This window comes from Pseudomonas sp. GW821-FHT09E04 (assembly GCF_059416185.1).
The window spans coordinates 12,789-32,326 of the sequence record NZ_JBWKOR010000005.1 but is presented as its reverse complement, the minus strand read 5'-3'; the positions used below and the strand labels follow the sequence as shown (position 1 = coordinate 32,326).

General features: G+C 61.9%; 18 protein-coding genes and 1 pseudogene. 8 read left to right on the top strand and 11 right to left on the bottom strand.

All coding sequences use genetic code 11. The features are described 5' to 3' along the window. Positions 1–7: 7 nt before the first annotated feature. Positions 8–736 (bottom strand): methyl-accepting chemotaxis protein, encoded by a 729-nt coding sequence (locus tag AC07N4_RS18995; RefSeq protein WP_371858331.1) that lies wholly within the window; start codon positions 734–736, stop codon positions 8–10. Between the two features lie 129 nt (positions 737–865). Then, positions 866–1,798: pseudogene (locus AC07N4_RS18990) on the bottom strand (cache domain-containing protein); the annotation flags it as partial. A 600-nt stretch (positions 1,799–2,398) separates the two neighbouring features. Between AC07N4_RS18990 and AC07N4_RS18985 the strand changes: the two are divergent. Both AC07N4_RS18985 and AC07N4_RS18980 read left to right on the top strand, forming a co-directional pair. Next, positions 2,399–3,295, top strand: coding sequence for a PA4780 family RIO1-like protein kinase (locus AC07N4_RS18985; RefSeq protein ID WP_493065767.1), 897 nt, complete (start codon positions 2,399–2,401; stop codon positions 3,293–3,295). Positions 3,296–3,351: 56 nt separating this feature from the next. Next, a complete protein-coding gene (locus AC07N4_RS18980) occupies positions 3,352–4,569 on the top strand; it encodes an MFS transporter (RefSeq protein WP_493065766.1) in 1,218 nt (405 codons plus the stop codon). Here AC07N4_RS18980 and cueR read toward each other — a convergent pair. The 3 genes from cueR to AC07N4_RS18965 all read right to left on the bottom strand — a co-directional run bounded on the left by cueR (position 4,523) and on the right by AC07N4_RS18965 (position 7,798). Beyond that, positions 4,523–4,936, bottom strand: a complete 414-nt coding sequence (gene cueR / locus AC07N4_RS18975) for a Cu(I)-responsive transcriptional regulator (protein ID WP_096819703.1) — start codon at positions 4,934–4,936, stop codon at positions 4,523–4,525. The two genes, AC07N4_RS18980 and cueR, sit on opposite strands and share 47 nt — an antisense overlap. Beyond that, a complete protein-coding gene (locus AC07N4_RS18970) occupies positions 4,933–7,323 on the bottom strand; it encodes a heavy metal translocating P-type ATPase (RefSeq protein WP_493065765.1) in 2,391 nt (796 codons plus the stop codon). The genes cueR and AC07N4_RS18970 overlap by 4 nt, the downstream gene beginning before the upstream one ends. A gap of 91 nt (positions 7,324–7,414) precedes the next feature. Continuing rightward, positions 7,415–7,798, bottom strand: a complete 384-nt coding sequence (locus AC07N4_RS18965; protein ID WP_096819701.1) for a hypothetical protein — start codon at positions 7,796–7,798, stop codon at positions 7,415–7,417. A gap of 148 nt (positions 7,799–7,946) precedes the next feature. Between AC07N4_RS18965 and AC07N4_RS18960 the strand changes: the two genes are divergently transcribed. After that, on the top strand, positions 7,947–8,144 hold the full coding sequence (locus AC07N4_RS18960; RefSeq protein WP_096819700.1) for a heavy-metal-associated domain-containing protein: 198 nt from the start codon (positions 7,947–7,949) through the stop codon (positions 8,142–8,144). Positions 8,145–8,261: 117 nt separating this feature from the next. Next, positions 8,262–9,464, top strand: coding sequence for a multidrug effflux MFS transporter (locus AC07N4_RS18955; protein ID WP_493065764.1), 1,203 nt, complete (start codon positions 8,262–8,264; stop codon positions 9,462–9,464). Between the two features lie 10 nt (positions 9,465–9,474). On the opposite strand, the gene AC07N4_RS18950 is transcribed toward AC07N4_RS18955, so the two are convergent. From AC07N4_RS18950 to AC07N4_RS18940, 3 genes are all read right to left on the bottom strand, one after another. Next, positions 9,475–9,648: a hypothetical protein gene (locus AC07N4_RS18950; protein WP_173861408.1), complete on the bottom strand. Its 174-nt coding sequence runs from the start codon at positions 9,646–9,648 to the stop codon at positions 9,475–9,477. Positions 9,649–9,814: 166 nt separating this feature from the next. Continuing rightward, positions 9,815–10,828, bottom strand: coding sequence for a zinc-binding alcohol dehydrogenase family protein (locus AC07N4_RS18945; protein ID WP_493065763.1), 1,014 nt, complete (start codon positions 10,826–10,828; stop codon positions 9,815–9,817). 32 nt (positions 10,829–10,860) lie between these two features. Next, entirely contained in the window at positions 10,861–11,154 is a 294-nt protein-coding gene (locus AC07N4_RS18940; protein WP_102622770.1) for a putative quinol monooxygenase, read from the bottom strand. 116 nt (positions 11,155–11,270) lie between these two features. Here AC07N4_RS18940 and vimR point away from each other — a divergent pair, with 116 nt between their 5' ends. From vimR to AC07N4_RS18925, 3 genes are all read left to right on the top strand, one after another. Further along, complete coding sequence (vimR, locus tag AC07N4_RS18935) at positions 11,271–12,200, top strand: transcription regulator VimR (RefSeq protein WP_273535436.1); 930 nt, start codon at positions 11,271–11,273, stop codon at positions 12,198–12,200. A gap of 306 nt (positions 12,201–12,506) precedes the next feature. Continuing rightward, entirely contained in the window at positions 12,507–13,241 is a 735-nt protein-coding gene (locus AC07N4_RS18930) for an ArsR/SmtB family transcription factor (RefSeq protein ID WP_096819695.1), read from the top strand. A gap of 125 nt (positions 13,242–13,366) precedes the next feature. Continuing rightward, positions 13,367–14,746: an MFS transporter gene (locus AC07N4_RS18925; RefSeq protein WP_493065762.1), complete on the top strand. Its 1,380-nt coding sequence runs from the start codon at positions 13,367–13,369 to the stop codon at positions 14,744–14,746. A 49-nt stretch (positions 14,747–14,795) separates the two neighbouring features. On the opposite strand, the gene AC07N4_RS18920 is transcribed toward AC07N4_RS18925, so the two are convergent. From AC07N4_RS18920 to AC07N4_RS18910, 3 genes are all read right to left on the bottom strand, one after another. Further along, the gene (locus tag AC07N4_RS18920; protein ID WP_011332312.1) at positions 14,796–15,749 is read right to left on the bottom strand and encodes an adenosine deaminase; all 954 of its coding nucleotides are present in this window, start codon (positions 15,747–15,749) and stop codon (positions 14,796–14,798) included. 80 nt (positions 15,750–15,829) lie between these two features. Then, positions 15,830–16,795: a 2-oxoglutarate and iron-dependent oxygenase domain-containing protein gene (locus AC07N4_RS18915; RefSeq protein WP_493065761.1), complete on the bottom strand. Its 966-nt coding sequence runs from the start codon at positions 16,793–16,795 to the stop codon at positions 15,830–15,832. 175 nt (positions 16,796–16,970) lie between these two features. Beyond that, positions 16,971–18,044 carry a BMP family ABC transporter substrate-binding protein gene (locus AC07N4_RS18910; protein ID WP_192559694.1) on the bottom strand — a complete coding sequence of 358 codons (1,074 nt, stop codon included), beginning with the start codon at positions 18,042–18,044 and terminating at the stop codon, positions 16,971–16,973. A gap of 285 nt (positions 18,045–18,329) precedes the next feature. Between AC07N4_RS18910 and AC07N4_RS18905 the strand changes: the two genes are divergently transcribed. Beyond that, complete coding sequence (locus AC07N4_RS18905; protein WP_102622760.1) at positions 18,330–19,421, top strand: calcium:cation antiporter; 1,092 nt, start codon at positions 18,330–18,332, stop codon at positions 19,419–19,421. The last annotated feature ends 117 nt before the right edge of the window (positions 19,422–19,538 follow it).

Below are 19,538 nucleotides of genomic sequence, written 5' to 3'. Positions count from 1 at the left end.
CCCAATCTCAAGTCCGGAACCTTCGCACCAACCCATCCAGCTCATTCGACAACCCCGCCAGACTCTGCGAATCCAGCCGCGCCGAATTGGCCAGCTCCGCCACCAACTGCGCATCACCGTGAATCTGGCTGATATGCCGATTGATGTCCTCGGCCACCTGATGCTGCTCTTCGGCGGCCGTGGCGATCTGGGTATTCATGTCACGAATCACATCCACCGATTCACGGATCTGACCAAAACTCGCCCGCGCCTCGCCGATTCGCGTCACCGATTGCTGCGACACATCGAGGCTGGCGCGCATTTGTTGGGTCACGGCGCTGGTGCGCTTGGCAAGGTTGCCCAGCAGACCGTCGATTTCCGCCGTCGAATCCGCCGTACGTTTGGCCAGTGCGCGAACCTCATCGGCCACCACCGCAAAGCCACGGCCTTGCTCACCGGCCCGCGCCGCCTCGATGGCGGCGTTGAGCGCCAGCAGGTTGGTCTGTTCGGCGATGGAACGAATGGTGCCGAGGATCGACTGGATGTCGTTACTGTCGCGCTCCAGTTGTTGCATCGACTGCGCCGACTGCTCCAGTTCCTGGCTCAGTTGATCGACGCTGTGCACCGCCGCATCGATCTGCTGCTGACCTTCGCGGGCCTGGCGCTGGCCGCTGTCGGCCGACTCCGCCGCCTGACTGCACGAGCGGGCGACTTCGTTGGCGGTGGCGACCATTTCGTGGAACGCAGTCGAGACCATGTCCACGGCTTCACGCTGGCGTCCGGCGGCTTCGGCCATGTCGCCGGAAACCCGGGTCGAACTCTGCGAGGTGGCGAGGATTTTTCCGGCCGCGCCACCGATGTGCTGGATCAGGCTGCGGATCGCGGTGAGGAACTGGTTGAACCAGTTGGCCAGTTGCGCGGTTTCGTCGTTGCCACGGATATCGAGGTTCTTGGTCAGATCGCCTTCGCCCTGGGCGATGCCTTCCAGACCGCTGGCCACGCTGCGGATCGGGCGTACGATCAGGCTGGCGAAACTGGCGCCGACCACGGCGAACAGCACCGCCAACACAGCCGCGATAATCGCGATCAGCCAGGTCAACTGAGTGGCCGAGCTCATCACGTCGTTCTGTTTGATCAGGCCGATGAAGGTCCAGCCCAGTTGCTCCGACGGCCAGACGTTGGCCATGTAGCGCTCGCCGTTGAGTTCGACTTCCACCAGCCCTTTGCCGGCCTTGGCCAGTTGCGCGTAACCGTCGCCGAGGCTGTCGAGGGGCTTGAAGTTGTGCTCGGGCTGTTTCGGATCGACCAGCACCATGCCGCTGTTTTCCAGCAGCATCAGGTAACCGGTTTCGCCGAGCTTGATCTGTTTGACGATCTCGGTGAGCTGCTTGAGCGTGACGTCGATACTGACCACGCCGCCGTTGCTACCGAGTTTGTTGTCGATGGTGCGCACGGTGCTGACATAGGTTGCATCGTCCTGCGCCCAGTAATAGGCGGCGGTGCGCAACGGTTTGCCGGGTTTGGCCTGAGCGGCCTTGTACCAGGGACGCTGACGCGGATCGTAGTTGCTCAGCTTGGGATCGTCGGGCCAGGAAACGTAACCACCGGCAGCGGTGCCGACGATCGCGTAGGCGTAGGCCGGGTGGCTGTTGCCCAGATCCTGCAGGAAGGAGAAGACCTTTTTGTCCATCTCGCCCTGCGGGACGCTTTCGGCGTTGGCGCTCATGTAGGTCTTGAGGCTGTCGTCGGTGTTCTTGATCAGCGGTTGCGTCGCCAGGTAATCGACGTTCTGGCTGATACCGTCAAAAAAAAGCTGCATGGCGTTGCTGACCTGACGGATCTCGCGTCCGCTGCCGTCGACAAAACCTTCCCGGGCATCGCTGCGCAGGTTGAGTACCACCAGCGTGGCGACCAGCACCACGGGCAAGCAGGCGATGATTGCAAACGCCCACGTCAACTTCTGTTTGATGTTCATCCGCGCTCCAGATTTTCTTGTAGGCCCACGCAGTGCAGATGACTCGCGGTTTATTGGCAGCCGAAAACGGTGTTTTCCACTCCATTCCCTGAGTGCGACATCGAAGCTTTTTCGGAACGATTGTCGGACAAATTCCTCTGTCTCTGAGGGCTTCGGCTGCCGGAGAGGGAAATTGAGGCCTTCAGAGAAAAATCTTGCGAAGCACGTGCAGCCCGATGTCAGATTCTGTCGCAAATGCCCTCAAGTCCTTGCGCCAACAAGTTCGGCAGGCTCGGCTATGATTCGCAGCGGTCGATACAAGAGCGGCGGATTGGCCCGTTTGATCCGGCACAGTGTGTGCATCCACAGGTTCACAGGTCGGCAACCCCTCCCCGTGATGCGAGGATTGCCGTATAACGAATGACATTCGCGTGTTTGGTAATAAAGGACCCACAATAAAAGCTGATGAAGACTCCAAAACGCATTGAACCCCTGATCGAGGACGGTCTGGTCGACGAAGTGCTGCGTCCACTCATGAGTGGCAAAGAAGCAGCTGTTTATGTGGTGCGCTGCGGCAATCAGTTACGTTGCGCAAAGGTCTACAAGGAGGCGAACAAACGCAGTTTCCGCCAGGCGGCCGAGTATCAGGAAGGCCGCAAGGTTCGTAACAGCCGACAGGCCCGGGCGATGGCCAAGGGTTCCAAGTTCGGGCGCAAGGAAGCCGAAGACGCCTGGCAGAACGCCGAAGTCGCGGCGCTGTTCCGCCTGGCCAACGCCGGGGTGCGGGTGCCCAAGCCGTACGACTTCCTGGAAGGCGTGCTGCTGATGGAGCTGGTGGCCGATGAATACGGCGATGCCGCGCCGCGTCTGAACGACGTGGTGCTGGAGCCGGATCAGGCCCGCGAATTCCACGCGTTCCTGATTTCGCAGATCGTGCTGATGTTGTGTACCGGCCTGGTGCACGGTGACCTCTCGGAGTTCAACGTGCTGCTGACGCCGACCGGCCCGGTCATCATCGACCTGCCGCAAGCGGTGGACGCGGCGGGCAACAACCACGCGTTCAGCATGCTGGAGCGTGACGTCGGCAACATGGCGTCGTACTTCGGCCGGTTCGCCCCGGAGTTGAAGAAGACCAAATACGCCAAGGAAATGTGGGCGTTGTACGAAGCGGGTACGTTGCACCCGGCCAGCGTGCTGACCGGCGAGTTCGACGATCCCGAGGACCTGGCCGATGTCGGTGGGGTCCTGCGCGAGATCGAAGCGGCGCGTCTGGATGAGGAGCGCAAGCAAGCCATCCGTGCGGCGGACGACGAGCCCAAGGGCAAGTCCGACGAACCGCCTCCGCCACCGTGGATGCAGTAAGCATCTGAAAAAGAAAACCCGGCTTCGGCCGGGTTTTACACATTCAAGGATTGATTGTGACCACCACCTCCCGCAATGCCCGGCTGATCATCACGGCGCGGCTGATTTCCGATTTCGGCGCTTTCCTCAACATGGTTGCGCTGGCCACTTATGTCTACCTGCTGAGCAACAGCGCCATGAGCGTCGGGATTTTCCTGGCCAGTCGTGTGGGCGGCGGGATTTTCGCCAGCCTGATCGGCACCGCGTTTTATCGCCGATGCAGCGGTCGCTTGCCGTTGATTGCCTTCGATCTGCTGCGCGCCGCTGTGCTCGGGTTGTTGCTGATCGTGCCGGTCAGCCAGCAGGCGTTGTTGCTGCCGCTGATTGCGTTCGGCCTGGGCTTTGGCAATTCGATGTTCGCCATCGGCCTCAACAGCCAGTTGCCGCGCCTGATCGAGCCTGCGCAGTTGCTCAAGACCAATGCCTGGATCACGTCCGCCTCTTCCATGGCGATGGTCGGCGGCAGTCTGGTGTCCGGGCTGCTGGTCGCAGGGTTTGGTTTTGAAACGGTGTTCGCGTTGAATGCGCTGACCTATCTGCTGGCGGCGGTGTTGATTGCGCCATTGCGGTTCAGCGCACCGGAGGCCGTCGGCCAATCCAGCGCTAAACAGGGTGAATGGTCGGCGTTGTTGCAAGGCCTGCGCAGCGCCCCGGTGGTGGCGGCGATGCTGGCTGTCACGATGGCCGACACTTTGGGTAGCGCTGCGCACAACGTCGGATTTCCGATCATTTCCAAACTGCTGACACCGGACTCGGCGAGCACCACGCTGGGCCTGATGCTCGCGGTATGGGCCAGTGGGAAATTGCTGGGCGCGCGAATCGCCAGTCGCTTGAAGGGCTCGGAAAACATCCATCTGGAGCGCAGGTACTTTGGCGGGGTGTTGCTGATGTCCTGCGGCTTCATCCTGATGTTCCAGCAGCACAGCGTCGTCGGGCTGTTGCTGTTTTCGCTGCCGGCCGGATTGGGTGACGGGTTCTCGGAAGTCGGCCTGATGTCACGTCTGCAACGGGAACCGGAGCCCCTGCGCCTGCCGATCTTCAGTTTCCTGACGCTGTTGCAGATGACCGGGTTCGGCGTCGGCATGCTGATCGCCGCACCGTTCTATTCGTGGTGGGCGCCGGGTGCCGTGGTGCTGCTGTTCCACGGCATTCCCCTCGCCACGGTGCTGTCGATGAAAGTCCTGCTGCTCAGGCGCGAGCGGGTTGCGCGCAGCAGCCCGACGCCAGTTCCTTGAGGATCGGGCAGTCCGGGCGATGGTCGCCCTGGCAGTGTTCGACCAGATCCTGCAGGGTGTCGCGTAGTTCGCCGAGTTCGCGAATCTTCTGATTCAGCTCGTCGATGTGCTGGCGGGCCAGGGCCTTCACATCGGCGCTGGCGCGCTGGCGGTCCTGCCAGAGGGTCAGCAGTTTGCCGACTTCCTCCAGCGAAAAGCCCAGGTCCCGCGAGCGCTTGATGAACGCCAGCGTATGCAGGTCATCGTCTCCATAGACGCGATAGCCGCTGTCAGTGCGATGGGCGGCCTTGAGCAGGCCGATCGACTCGTAATAACGGATCATCTTCGCGCTCAGGCCACTGTGGCGGGCCGCTTGGCCGATGTTCATCGGTTGTCCTCCAGATCCTCGGGTTTCCAGGTTTTCAACAGTAGCGCATTGCTCACCACGCTGACGCTCGACAGGGCCATCGCCGCGCCGGCCAGCACCGGATTGAGGAAGCCGAACGCCGCCAGCGGAATGCCGATCAGGTTGTAGACGAAGGCCCAGAACAGGTTCTGCCGGATCTTCGCGTAGGTCTTGCGGCTGATCTCCAGCGCTGCCGGCACCAGCCGTGGGTCGCCGCGCATCAGGGTGATGCCGGCGGCGTGCATGGCCACGTCGGTGCCGCCGCCCATGGCGATGCCGATATCGGCGGCGGCCAGTGCCGGGGCGTCGTTGATGCCGTCGCCGACCATGGCCACGACGCCGGTCTTTTTCAGCTCGGCGACGGTGGCGGCTTTGTCCGCCGGCAGCACTTCGGCGTGGACGTTTTCGATGCCCAGCGCTTCGGCCACCACACGGGCACTGCCTCGGTTGTCGCCGGTCAGCAGGTGGCTGTGGATATGTCGCGCAGCCAGTTGTTGCACCGCGTGCAGCGCGCCGGGCTTGAGGGTGTCGCCGAAGGCGAACAGGCCGAGTACGCGGGGCTCCGGACTTTGCTCGATCAACCACGACAGCGTGCGACCTTCGGTTTCCCAGGCCTTGGCGGATTCGCTCAGGTTTCCGGCGTTCAGACCGCTTTCTTCCAGCAAGCGCCGGTTGCCCAGCGCCAAGCGCCGGCCGTCGAGGTTGCCGGCGATGCCGCGCCCGGTCAGGGACTGGCTGTCGCTGACATCGGGCACGTTCAGGCTACGTTCGGCACAGGCATCCAGCACGGCTTTGGCCAAGGGGTGTTCACTGCCGCGTTGCAGCGCGCCGGCCGCTGTCAGCAGGGCGTTCTCATCACCGTCGATCGCACTGAAATGCGCGATGCGCGGGGTGCCGGAGGTCAAGGTGCCGGTCTTGTCGAACACCACGCTGCTGACTTCATGGGCGCGCTCCAGCGCTTCGGCGTCCTTGATCAGAATCCCGTGGCGTGCTGCCACGCCGGTGCCGGCCATTATCGCGGTCGGTGTCGCCAGACCGAGGGCGCAGGGGCAGGCGATCACCAGCACCGCGACGGCGTTGATCAGCGCGGTTTCCAGCGGCGCGCCGTACAGCCACCAGCCGATCAGCGTGGCGAGAGCCAGCAGCAGAACCGTCGGCACGAACACCTGACTGACTTTATCCACCAGTTTCTGGATCGGTGCCTTAGCCGCCTGAGCGTCCTCCACCAGACGGATGATTCGCGCCAGTACGCTTTCCGCACCGAGTGCCGTGGTGCTCACCAGCAAGCGGCCTTCACCGTTGATTGCACCGCCGGTGACCTTGTCGCCCGGTTGCTTGGGCACTGGCAGGCTTTCGCCGCTGATCAGCGCTTCATCGGCATGGCTCTGGCCTTCCAGCACTTCGCCGTCCACCGGGAAACGTTCGCCGGGTTTGACCAGTACAAGGTCACCGAGGCGCAGGGCGCTGATGGCGACGTCTTGTTCGCGACCATCAATGACTTGAATCGCTCGCTCCGGGCGCAAGGCTTCCAGTGCGCGGATGGCACTGGCGGTCTGGCGTTTGGCGCGGCTTTCGAGGTATTTGCCAAGCAGCACCAGAGCGATGACCACCGCCGAGGCCTCGAAATACAGATGCGGCATGCGCCCGTCAGCGGTCGCCCATTCATAGAGACTCAGGCCGTAACCGGCGCTGGTGCCCAGGGCCACCAGCAAGTCCATGTTGCCGGCACCGGCGCGCACGGCTTTCCATGCGGCCACATAAAAACGTGCACCGAAGATGAATTGCACTGGGGTAGCGAGAGCGAATTGCGCCCAGGCCGGGAGCATCCAGTGAATGCCGAACGGTTGCAGCAGCATCGGCAATACCAGCGGCAAGGCGAGGGCGATCGCGCAGATCAGCGCCCAGCGCTCATGGTTCAGGCGTTGCTGGCGATTGTCGGTCTGGTGTTCAAGTTCGAAGAGGCTGGCCGAATAACCGGCCTTGCTCACGGCGGTGATCAGGAGCTGCGGATCGACAGCGCCAAGCAGTTCGAGGTGGGCGCGTTCATTGGCGAGGTTGACGCTGACGCTTTTCACCCCCGGAACCTTGTTCAGGGCGCGTTCGACACGGCCGACGCAGGAGGCGCAGGTCATGCCGTCGATGTTCAATTCCACGGTTTGCTGCGGCACGCTGTAACCGGCACGTTCAACCGCCTCCATCAGCGCTGGCAGGCTGTCGCCGGGTGCCTGCACGCGGGCCTGTTCGGTGGCGAGGTTGACGCTGACGGCACTGGTGCCGCTGACTTTGCTCAAGGCGCGTTCGACGCGGCCGGCGCAACTGGCGCAGGTCATGCCGCTGATGGGCAGATCGAACGTGATGGAATCGGACATCGGTCGTACTCCCTGTAGTGGATGCCTACAGGATCAACCTTGCCATGCTGGCAAGGTCAAGCGCCAGATTCCGCCGCCCGATCCGGATGAGTCAATAACCGAGGCCGGTTGGCTTGAGGTACATGCCTTCCGCATTCATCGCAATCCGGAACTTCAGGATGTCACCTGCATGCAGTTTGATCTCCTGCGAGCCCGGCGCGAGCATGCCCGGGTTGCAGCCCGGCATTTGCCCCGGCAGCAGTTTCAGGCGCAGCGAGACATTGCCCGGCGGCAGGTTGAACGAGGTGCTCTGTTCCTGGAACAGTCGCGCCGACAGTTGATCCTGGATGTACACGCCGATCTCGCAGGAGGTCGCGACTTCCAGGCGCTCGCGGGAAATGATCAGCACCCCGAAATCTTCCCCGGCGGCATGCACCGAAGGGATCGCGGCAAAGAGGCTGAGTAAGCCAAACAGGCTGAAAGCTGACCAGCGCATGGCTGAATCTCCTGAATTTATGTCATTGATGCACGCAGCTTGGCCGAGCGCGGCGCCGATTGCCAGCCCGGCAGTTTTTTGCAGAACTTGACCTTGCCATCGTGGCAAGCTCGAAACTGCCGGCAACCTCACTCAAAGGAGTCATTCCATGCAAGTGTTCACTGTTGAAGGCATGTCCTGCGGTCACTGCGTCAAGGCCGTCACCCAAGCGGTCCAGAGCAAGGATCCGGCGGCCAGCGTGCGGGTCGATCTGGCAGCGAAGGAAGTCGGCGTCGAAAGTGCGTTGAGCGCCGAGCAGGTGATCGAGGCGATCAGCGAAGAAGGCTATGTCATTAAACTCGCCTGATCTTTTTAATAGTTAGCGAGCTACCGGAATGTTCAAGGCGTCCTCGCGCGGCTAGACTGTCGGGCTGCACTCTCTCCTGAAGTGCCCGCCCAATTGCCTGTCGAACCTGGACGCCTGATGAACTTCCGTACCATTCTGATTCTCGGTGCCTTGACCGCTTTCGGTCCGTTGGCGATCGACTTCTATCTCCCCGCGTTTCCCACCATGGCGCTGGCGTTCGGCACCGATGAGAAACACGTCCAGCTGACGCTGTCGGCTTACTTCTTTGGCCTGTCCATCGGTCAACTGGCCTACGGTCCGGTGGCGGATCGTTTCGGGCGGCGGATTCCATTGCTCACCGGCCTGGTGCTGTTCACCCTGGCGTCATTGGCCTGCGCTTATGCACCGAATCTGGAATGGCTGATTGGTGCGCGGTTCGTTCAGGCACTGGGCGGATGCGCCGGGATGGTGATTTCCCGGGCGGTGGTCGCTGACAAATGCGACGCGGTGGGCTCGGCGAAAGTCTTTTCGCAATTGATGCTGGTGATGGGGCTGGCGCCAATCCTGGCGCCGATGCTCGGCGGTCTGCTGGTCAATACGACGGGTTGGCAGTCGATCTTCCTGGTGCTGACCGGGTTCAGTGCCCTGGCCGGCCTGGCGGTGGCCCTCGGCCTGCCGGAAAGTCTGCCGGCCCATGTTCCGCGCCAGCGACTGTCCGGTGCTCTGCGTCAGTACGGTCGACTGCTGACCGACCCGGTCTACATGGGCCATGCCCTGACCGGCGGCATCGCGATTGCCGGGATGTTTGCCTACATTGCCGGCTCGCCTTTCATTTTCATCAAACTGTATGGCGTCCCGGCCGAGCATTTCGGCTGGCTGTTCGGCACCAACGCGGCGGGCTTCATTCTGGTGGCGCAGGTCAATGCGCGACTATTGGCCAAGCGTGGCCCGGCGTTTCTGCTGTCACGGGCGGTCTGGGTTTACTTCGGCGCCGGACTGACGCTGCTCGCGGTCAGTGCCCTGCACACCGAGGCACTGTGGCCGCTGCTGATTCCATTGTTCATTTGCGTGGCGAGTCTTGGTTGCATCAGCCCCAATGCGGCGGCGAGTGCGATGAACGGGCAGGGCGCTCGCGCCGGCAGTGCGTCAGCGTTGCTCGGCAGCATGCAGTTCAGCGTCGCCGCCGGGGCTTCGGCGCTGGTGGGGGTTTTGCACGATGGCACAGCCGTGCCGATGGCCATGGTCATCAGCCTGTGCGGTCTGTTGGTGGTCAGCGCGGCAATGCTTACCCGGCGCATACAGAATGCCCGGGCGCTGGCAAAGGCGCAGGCCGAAGTCTGAACGGAAGAACTCAGCCGACAGCGCGTTGCTGGCCGAGGTCGGGAATCTGATGGGGCGCGTACAGACGCGCTTCGAGGGTGCGGGTGAAGGCCCGAGCTTCGGCCTCACTGCGGAATGTCACGGCGTGCTGGTCGAGACGAACTTGCCACTGGGACTTTGCCACTTCTTTTATCAGGATCTTCATTGCTGACCTCCCGGACGTAAAAGATTGCATCGCAGAGGTTTCGATTGTAGACCCGAATACGATCGCAATTGTGACAAGGGTCAAGCATCTGACTGACGGCAAAAAGCGACCGCAGCCCCCGAGTCAACCACGTCTGGCGCTGACAAAGGCTGCGGCCTCCGAAGTTTTAGAAACTTTCTAAAACAATTTTTCCCTTGGCCTTGCCGCTTTCCAGCAATTCATGGGCTCGGCGCAGATTGCTCGCGTTGATCGTGCCGAAGTGCTCGCCCACCGTGGTCTTCAACGTCCCGGCATCGATCAGCTCGGCCACTCGGTTGAGCAGTTTGTGCTGCTCGATCATGTCCGGCGTTTCGAACAGCGAGCGGGTGTACATGAACTCCCAATGCAGCGACAGGCTCTTGCGCTTGAGCTTGGTCACGTCCAGCGACTTCGGATCATCGATCAGCGCCAGTTTGCCTTGCGGCGCCAGGGCCTCGACCAGTTGGTCCAGATGCTGGTCGGTCTGGGTCAGGCTGGCGACGTGGGTCACATGGGGGTGGCCGGCGCGTTTCAGTTCTTCGCTCAACGGCTGGCTGTGATCGATCACCAGGTCAGCGCCCAGCTCGTTTACCCAGTCGCGGGTTTGCGGACGGGAGGCGGTGCCGATCACTTTGAGCCCGGTCAGCTGGCTGGCCAGTTGGGTCAGGATCGAACCCACGCCACCGGCCGCGCCGACGATCAGCAGGCTCTGGCCTTCATCGGTGTTGCCTTCGCGGATTTGCAGGCGTTCGAACAACAGCTCCCACGCCGTAATGGCGGTCAGCGGCAGGGCGGCGGCCTCTGCGAAACCGAGGGTTTTCGGCATATGGCCGACGATCCGTTCATCCACCACATGCAGTTCACTGTTGCCACCGGCCCGGGCGATGGAGCCGGCGTAGAAGACCTTGTCGCCGGCCTTGAACAACGTCACTTCACTGCCGACTGACTTGACCACACCGGCCACGTCCCAGCCCAGCACTTTGGCGGCACCGCCTTCTGGCGCGACGTTCTGGCGGACCTTGGTGTCGACCGGGTTGACCGAAATCGCTTTGACTTCGACCAGCAGGTCGCGCGGGCCGGCCACTGGCTCCGGCAGTTCGATGTCTTGCAGGGATTTTTCGTCGCTGATCGGCAGCGATGCGTAATAGGCGATGGCTTTCATGGATGACTCCGAAAGATGCTTGAAGGAAGGATTCAGACGATGGCGCGCAGACGCTTGAGCTCGAAGTGTTCGAGGAAGCCTGCGGCCTGCGCCCGGAAATGCTGGATATGCGCACTGTCGTCGTGGGCCTGCAGGGCTTCGTCACTGGCCCACTGCTCGATCATGTAGAAGGCCAGCGGGTTGGCCATGTCCTGGTGCAGGTCGTATTGGCCGCAACCGGCTTCCGCGCGGGTCGGTTCGATCAATGCGCGCAGATGTTGTTCGAGGGCGTCCTGCTGGCCAGGTTTGGCGATCAGGGTGGCGATGGCGGTGAATGGCTGGGACATGTTCGACTCCGGAACGGGATGAATTCGATGGGAGGCATGATTGGCTATTTCTACGCGAGATAAAACCGGCTAAAAGAGCAGTCTCTTTCAATATTTTTTTGATAATCGAGGCTGAAATGCTGCGTTTCGATGACTTGCAGTTGTTTGTCCGGGCGGCGGATCTGGGCAGCCTGTCGGCGGCGGCCCGGGTGATGGACATGTCCGCCGCCGTGGCCAGCGCGGCGCTCAAGCGTATCGAACAACAACTCGGGGCACGGTTGCTGGCGCGTTCCACCCGCAGTTTGCGCCTGACCTCCGAGGGTGAAGGCTTCCTCGAATACGCCCGGGCGGCGCTGAGCAACCTGGATGAAGGCCGTCGTCTGCTGGCCAGCGGTCAGGACCAGGTCAGCGGGATTCTGCAACTGTCGGCACCGTCGGATTTCGGCCGCAACCTGCTGTTGCCGTGGCTTGATGCGTTTCAGCGTGAACACCCGAAATTGACGGTGCGTCTGCTGTTGGGCGACCGCATCGCCGATCTGTTTCGCCAACCGGTGGACATCGCCCTGCGTTATGGCGAACCGGAGGATTCCAGTCTGGTCGCATTGCCCATCGCTGCGCAGAACCGGCGGGTGCTGTGTGCCTCTCCCGGCTATCTGGCGAAACACGGCGAGCCGACTCAACTGGAACAGCTCGCGCAGCACAATTGCCTGTTGTACATGCTGGGCAGTCGGGTGCATGACCACTGGAGTTTTCATGACGGCAAACGCGAAGTCAGCCTGACCGTCAGTGGCGACCGCTTCAGCGATGACGCCGACGTGGTGCGGTTATGGGCCGTCGCGGGGGCGGGCATCGCCTACAAATCCTGGCTGGATGTGGCCGACGATGTGCTCGCCGGGCGATTGAAAGTGCTGTTGCCCGGCCTGCTCTGCGAGCGGGCTCCGCTGAATCTGCTGTGCGCCCATCGCGCACAATTGAGTAAGCCGGTGAACCTTCTGAGGGAGATGCTCGCCAGCCGTTGCGCCGAACTGAGTAGCCGATTTCCCGTTTTTCCGCAGGTTGATCATTAGTCGCAGGTAAATAGCGAAATTTCTGTCAGGAACAATCACCAGCCGTACCCGCTCCGGCGCAGGACGCCGCGAGCAACCCGCTTATACTAGCGACCGCCTGAAGCCTGCACCGGCACGCGGGAACAGGCTCGCTCGGACCGGCACTGACCGGGCAGCGGTGAGGGTTGCATCAATTACTGCGAATGCCGGGTGGCAGTGTGTTGCCTTGCCTCGGATCAAGGCGTTTTGCGCGGCTTGGCCGACGACTGATTACTGGTCAAGATGTCTCTGAGCAGTAGACGATACGATTCAACAGGGAGTGAATACATGGAACATGCACCTTGCATCAGCCAGATCGCCACGTTGCTGGCCGATCCCAAACGCAGCGCAATGATGTGGGCGTTGATGGATGGCTCGGCCCGGCAGACCGAGGAACTGGCTCTGTTGGCGGGGCTGTCGCCCTCGTCGGCCAGCGCGCATCTGGGGCGCTTGTCCACGGGCGGTCTGTTGAAGGTCGAGGCTCGCGGGCGCAAGCGCTTCTTTCGCCTGGCGGCTCCGGAAGTCGGCGCGGCCATCGAGGCCCTGGCCAGCGCCACGCTTGCCAGCGCGCCGCGGGAGGTTCCCGACGTGTTCAAGCGCGCCACACCCATTGCCAGACCACAGGCCGCGCCGTCTTCCCTGCTGCGTGCGCGTTTTTGCGACGATCATCTGGGCGGTACGCTGGCGGCCGACCTGTACCAGCGCCTGCTCGATGCCGGCTGGATCGAACAGCTTGAACATCGGGTGGTAGTCACCCACAAGGGCTCGACACAGTTGGCCAGTCGCGGGGTCTTCATCCAGGCGCTGGCTCATCGCAATGTTCAGGTGGCTTGCGCGTGCCCGGACTGGAGCGAGCGACGCCCGCACATGGGCGGTTCGCTGGGGGCGGCGTTGTTGCAGCTGTTCATGCAGTCCGGCTGGTTGATGCTGCCCAACGATTCCCGCGCCCTGCAACTGACGGCGGCGGGGCAGCGGGAAATTCATCGATTCGCCCGGGAAACCGAGCTGGAAATGGCATTGTAGAGCGCTGTGTACCATTGCCCGGATGACTGGCGTCGCCTACGGCTGCGAACAGGTCGCATCTGGCACAAAGGCTGAACGGCTATCGCGCACACTCGATCCGCAGATATTTCGGATGGAGGGGTGGCATGGACACGGGAAGCTTCAGCGCGGCGGATCGACTGGAACGCCTGCCGGTCAGCGGTTATCACCGGATCATATTCATCATCATCGCCCTGGCGTTTTTCTTCGATTCCATGGATCTGGCGATGATGACCTTCCTGCTCGGCTCGATCAAAACCGAATTCGGCCTGAGCAGCGCCGAAGCCGGGCTGCTCGCCAGTTCGAGTTTTTTCGGCATGGTGCTGGGCGCATCGCTGTCCGGATTGCTGGCTGATCGTTTCGGCCGTAAACCGGTGTTTCAGTGGAGCATCGTGTTGTGGGGGGTGGCTAGTTACCTGTGCTCTACGGCGCAAACGGTCGAGAGTCTGACCCTGTTCCGCATCCTGCTGGGGATCGGCATGGGCATGGAGTTTCCGATTGCCCAGTCGATGTTGTCCGAGCTGATTCCGGCCCGGCGTCGCGGGCGCTACATCGCCTTGATGGACGGCTTCTGGCCGCTGGGGTTTGTCGCTGCTGGCGTGCTGTCGTATTTCCTGCTGCCGCTGATTGGCTGGCGCGACATCTTTCTGGTGTTGGCGGTGCCGGCGGTATTTGTATTGGCGATCCGCTTTTTCATTCCCGAATCACCACGCTGGCTGGAGCAGGCGGGTAAGCATGACGCGGCGGACAAGGTGTTGTGCGCCATTGAGGACCGGGTACGGGCGTCGCTTGGCGGGGCTGCGTTGCCGGAGCCGGTTCGCCTGCCTCGGGTGATCACGCCACCGGGCAACTTCCTTTCGGCCCTCGGCCAGATCTGGTCGCCGCTGTACCGCCAGCGCACGATGATGCTCTGGAGTCTGTGGTTCTTTGCATTGCTCGGGTTCTACGGACTGACGTCCTGGCTCAGCGCGTTGCTGCAACAGTCGGGGTTCGCGGTCACTCAGTCGGTGTATTACACGGTGCTGATTTCCCTCGGCGGGATACCCGGGTTTCTGATGGCGGCGTGGCTGGTGGAGCGCTGGGGGCGTAAACCGGTGTGCATCGTCACGTTGCTGGGCGGCGGGGTGATGGCGTTTCTGTACGGCCAGAGTGCGGTGTTCGGCGGCAATGTCGGGCTGCTGATCGGCTCGGGCCTGTTGATGCAGTTTTTCCTGTTCGGCATGTGGGCGGTGCTCTACACCTACACGCCGGAGTTGTACCCGACATCGGCACGTGCGACGGGCTCGGGTTTCGCCTCGGCCATCGGGCGCGTGGGTTCGCTGCTCGGGCCGCTGATCACTGGTCTGGTGTTCCCGATCACCGGGCAGGGCGGGGTATTTGCGTTGGGGGCGTTGTGCTTTGCGGTGGCGGCGGGGGTGGTGTGGCTGTTCGGGATGGAGACCCGGGGCAAGACGCTGGAAGAGTTGACTGAAGCGGTTGTGCGCTGAGACCTGAAAAGCCGTTCGAACACGGGCGTGTTCGAACGGCTTTGTGCTGTTACGGTTTTACCAACCGCGCATCCAGGCTGTTTTGTGCCAGGCGTTTGGCCTGATCCTGGGTCATGCCCAGATGTTCGTGCAAGGCATGGAAGTTTTCGGTGACATAACCCCCGAAGTACGCCGGGTCATCGGAGTTCACCGTGACCTTCACGCCGCGCTCGAGCATGTCGAGGATGTTGTGCTGGGACATGTGATCGAACACGCAGAGTTTGGTGTTCGACAGCGGGCACACGGTCAGCGGGATCTGCTCGTCGATGATCCGCTGCATCAGGCGCTCGTCTTCGATGGCGCGAACGCCATGGTCGATGCGCTGGATTTTCAGCAGGTCGATGGCTTCCCAGATGTACTCCGGCGGGCCTTCTTCGCCAGCATGGGCGACGGTCAGGAAGCCTTCGTGACGGGCACGGTCGAACACGCGCTGGAACTTGCTCGGCGGGTGACCCATCTCGGAACTGTCCAGGCCCACGGCGACGAATGCATCGCGGAACGGCAGTGCCTGGTCGAGGGTTTTCTGCGCTTCGTCTTCGCTCAGGTGGCGCAGGAAGCTCAGGATCAAACCGCTGGTGATGCCCAGTTGCTGCTCGCCATCCTTCAGCGCGGCGGCGATGCCGTTGAGCACCACTTCGAACGGGATGCCACGGTCGGTGTGGGTCTGCGGATCGAAGAACGGTTCGGTGTGGATCACGTTCTGTTCTTTGCAGCGCAGCAGGTAGGCCCAGGTCAGGTCGTAGAAATCCTGGGAAGTGCGCAGCACGTCGGCGCCCTGGTAATACAGGTCGAGGAATTCCTGCAGGTTGTTGAAGGCGTAAGCCTTGCGCAGTGTCTCGACGTCGCTCCACGGCAGGGCGATCTTGTTGCGTTCGGCCAGGGCGAACAGCAGCTCGGGCTCCAGCGAGCCTTCGAGGTGCAGGTGCAGTTCGGCCTTGGGCAGGGCGTTGAGCCAGTCGTACATATTCTTTTCTCATCAGGTGCAATGACGGCATTCTACAGATGCGCGCCGAAACAATTGGCAAAACCTGACCAACCGATCCATCACACCGCTTCCTGCTCCCTTCGATAGGCGTAGGTATCGGCGAAGCGTGACAGCAGGAATTCGGCGCAGGTGGTGGTCGGATATTTCGCCGGATGCTGTGCGTCCTGGCAACCGGGCAGGCATTCGATACTCGTGTCCGGATGCGGCTCGGCGAAGAACGGCATCGAATAGCGATCCACGCCGAGCGGGCTGATGACCCGGTGCGGGGTCGAGCGATAACGGTCGTTGCTCCAGCGCGCCATCATGTCGCCGAGGTTGACCACGAACGTGCCGTCGATGGGCGGTGCGTCGATCCACTGGCCTTTTACGTTTCTCACCTGCAAGCCGCCGGCCGCGTCCTGATACAGCAGAGTGATACAGCCGTAATCGGTATGCGCACCGGCCCCCTGCTGTTCGGCGGAACTGGCGGTGTGACGCGGCGGGTAATGGATCATCCGCAGTACGCTGACCGGCTCGTTGAAGCGCGTGTCGAAGAAGTCGCGCTCGATGTCCAGTGCCAGGGTCATGGCTCGCAGCAGGGTTTGCGCGAGGGCCTGCATGTCGAGGTAGTGCTGCTCCATCAGCGTTTCCCAACCGGGAATGGCCGGATGGCGGTTGGGGCCGCGCAAGGGTTTTTCCGCCAGCACCTCGGGATGATCGGCCGGCAAGTGCAGACCCATGTCGAAGGTTTCCTTGAGGTCGCTGGGTTTGTCCGGGTCGAGCTGCTCGGTGGCGATGGCGCCGTAGCCGCGGTGATGGACAGTCTGGGTGATGTCGATCTTGAGTTTTTCTTCTGCCGGTTGCGCAAAGAAGCGCTGTGCGTGATCGAGCAGGGATTCGATTCGCTGCGCAGAAATCGGGTGACCCTTGATGTAGAAGAAGCCCCATTCGCGGCAGGCGTGGTCGATCTGTTCGGCGACGGCGGACCAAGCGTTCTGGTCGTCGGAGTAGAGCGGGCTGATGTCGATGATTGGAAGCTGATCCATACAAAATCCTTGAAAGGTAAAAGGGGGATCGTTCCCACGTCGAGGCGTCGAACCGTCCGCGTGGGAATGCCTCAATGGACGCTCCGCGTCCGCTTTGGCAGGGACGCGGAGCGTCCCGGGCTGCATTCCCACGCAGAGCGTGGGAACGATCAGGGTCAGGTCGGCGTCAGGTGGATTACTTCGGCATCTCGGCCTTCATGCCTTCGACGTAGTAGTTCATCGACGCCAGTTCCACATTGGTCGCGCTCACACCCGCCGGGATTTTCTCGACCCCGGCCTGATCCTTGATCGGCCCGGTGAACGGTTGCAAGGTGCCGCTCTTGATGTCCGCGATGATCTGCTCGGCTTCGGCCTTCACCGGCGCCGGCACCAGATCGCTGATCGGCAGTTCGACCGTGCCTTCCTTCAACCCGCCCCAGTAGTCCTGGGATTTCCAGTTGTGGTCGATCACGCTCTGGGTCGCCTGAATGTAGTGCGGTGCCCAGTCGTTGACGATCGAGGTCAGCACCGCTTTCGGGCCGAAGTGCGCCATGTCGGAAGCGTAGCCCACGGCATAGACGCCGCGCCGTTCGGCGGCCTGAATCGGCGCCGGGCTGTCGGTGTGCTGGAACACCACGTCCACGCCCTGGTCGATCAGCGCGTTGGCGGCGTCGGCCTCTTTACCCGGATCGAACCACGAATTGACCCACACCACTTTGATTTCGGTGCCAGGGTTGTACTTGTTCAGGGCCAGCTGGATGGCGTTGATGTCGCGGATCACTTCCGGGATCGGGAACGAGGCGACGTAGCCGATCTTCTTGGTCTTGGTCATTTTCGCCGCGAGGAAACCGCCGACGTAACGGCCTTCGTAGGTACGCGCGAGATAGGTGCCGAGGTTCTTGTCCTGTTTGTAGCCGGTGGCGTGTTCGAAGGTCACCTTGGGAAACTGTTTGGCGACTTTCACCGTCGGGTTCATGTAGCCGAAAGACGTGGTGAAGATCAGGTCGTAGTTGTCCTTGGCCATGTTGCGGATCACCCGCTCGGCATCGGCACCTTCGGCGACGTTCTCCACGTAGTTGGTGGTGATCTGCGTGCCGAGTTTTTCCGCCAGCGCCTTGCGCCCCTGTTCATGCTGATACGTCCAGCCGTGGTCGCCGATGGGGCCGATGTAGACGAAGCCGACTTTCAGTGGATCGGCGGCACTGGCGCTCAGGCTGAGGCCAAGGCCCATGGCGATGCACAGCAGTGTTTGCAGTGGACGTTTTTGCATGAACGCGAACTCCCTTTTGTTGTGTGTGGGGAGGGCAATGCAAAAGGCTGACCAAGCGGACAACAAATAGAGTTGAAATCGAGGCGAGGCCTTTGCGAGCAAGCTCGCTCCCACATGGGAGCACGATCACCCGTGGGAGCGTGCTTGCTCGCGATGAGGCCGCCAAGGCCAATAAAGTGCACCTGCCGAACCGGCTGCCATTCCGTGGTGCGCTAAGGTGTAACGAACTATTAGCGCCGCCCCGCAGTCAGTCACTCATTCGTCCCCAGCGCCCGCAGGCCCGCCATGCTCACGATCCTCAAGCAAGAAAGCTTTCTGCTGCTGGCCCTGATCGCCGCTCTCGTGGCCTATCCGCTGGAACACTGGTTGCTGCACAGTGGCCAGGTCGTCGCCTTGACCGGCGGGCTGGTATTGATCGCGTTTATCGTCGCCGCCTCGATGCGCGTCGCCCATCAGGCCGAATTGCTCGCGGAAAAAGTCGGCGACCCTTACGGCACGATGATCCTGACCCTCGCCGCCGTGCTGGTTGAAGTGGTGATCCTGGCGATCATGATGAGCAACGAAGCCTCGCCGACGCTGGTGCGCGACACGATCTATTCGGCGGTCATGCTCGACATCAACGGCATCCTCGGTCTCGCCGCATTGATGGGCGGGATCAAGCATGGCGAGCAGTCCTACAACGATGATTCGGCCCGCAGTTACAGCGTGATGATTCTCACCGCCATGGGTGTGTCGATGGTGGTACCGGAGTTCATTCCCGAGGCCGACTGGAAAATCTATTCGGCGTTCACCATCGGCGCGATGGTGGTGCTTTATACGTTGTTCCTGCGCATGCAGGTCGGCCCGCACAGCTACTTTTTCAGCTACAGCTACCCGGATAAACGCCGCAAGAAAGAGCCGGTGGAGCAGGAGCCGAAACCGGTCAGCCTGGCGCTGTCGATCGGCATTCTGGTGTTCGGTGTGGTGGTGATCGGCGCACTGGCCGAGGTGATGTCCAAGACCCTCGATCTGGGCCTGGAAGGGACGGGCGCACCGCCGGTGATCACGGCGATTCTGGTGGCGGCGATTTCGGCGGCGCCGGAGATCCTGACCGCGTTGCGCGCGGCGCTGGCCAATCGCATGCAGTCGGTGGTCAACATTGCGATGGGCGCGTCGTTGTCGACAGTGATCCTGACGGTGCCGGTGATGGAAGCGATGGCGCTCTACACCGGTCAGCCGTTTCAGATGGCGATGACCCCGGTGCAGACCGTGATGATCTTCATCACGCTGATCGTCAGCGCGATCAACCTCAATGACGGGGAGACCAATGCCATTGAGGGCATGACCCATTTTGTGTTGTTTGCGACGTTCATCATGTTGTCGCTGCTGGGGTTGTGATTGATCGTTCCCACGCTCTGCGTGGGAATGCCGCAAAGGACGCTCCGCGTCCTACGCTGGGACGCAGAGCGTCCCGGTATGCATTCCCACGCGGAGCGTGGGAACGATCAGAGGGGG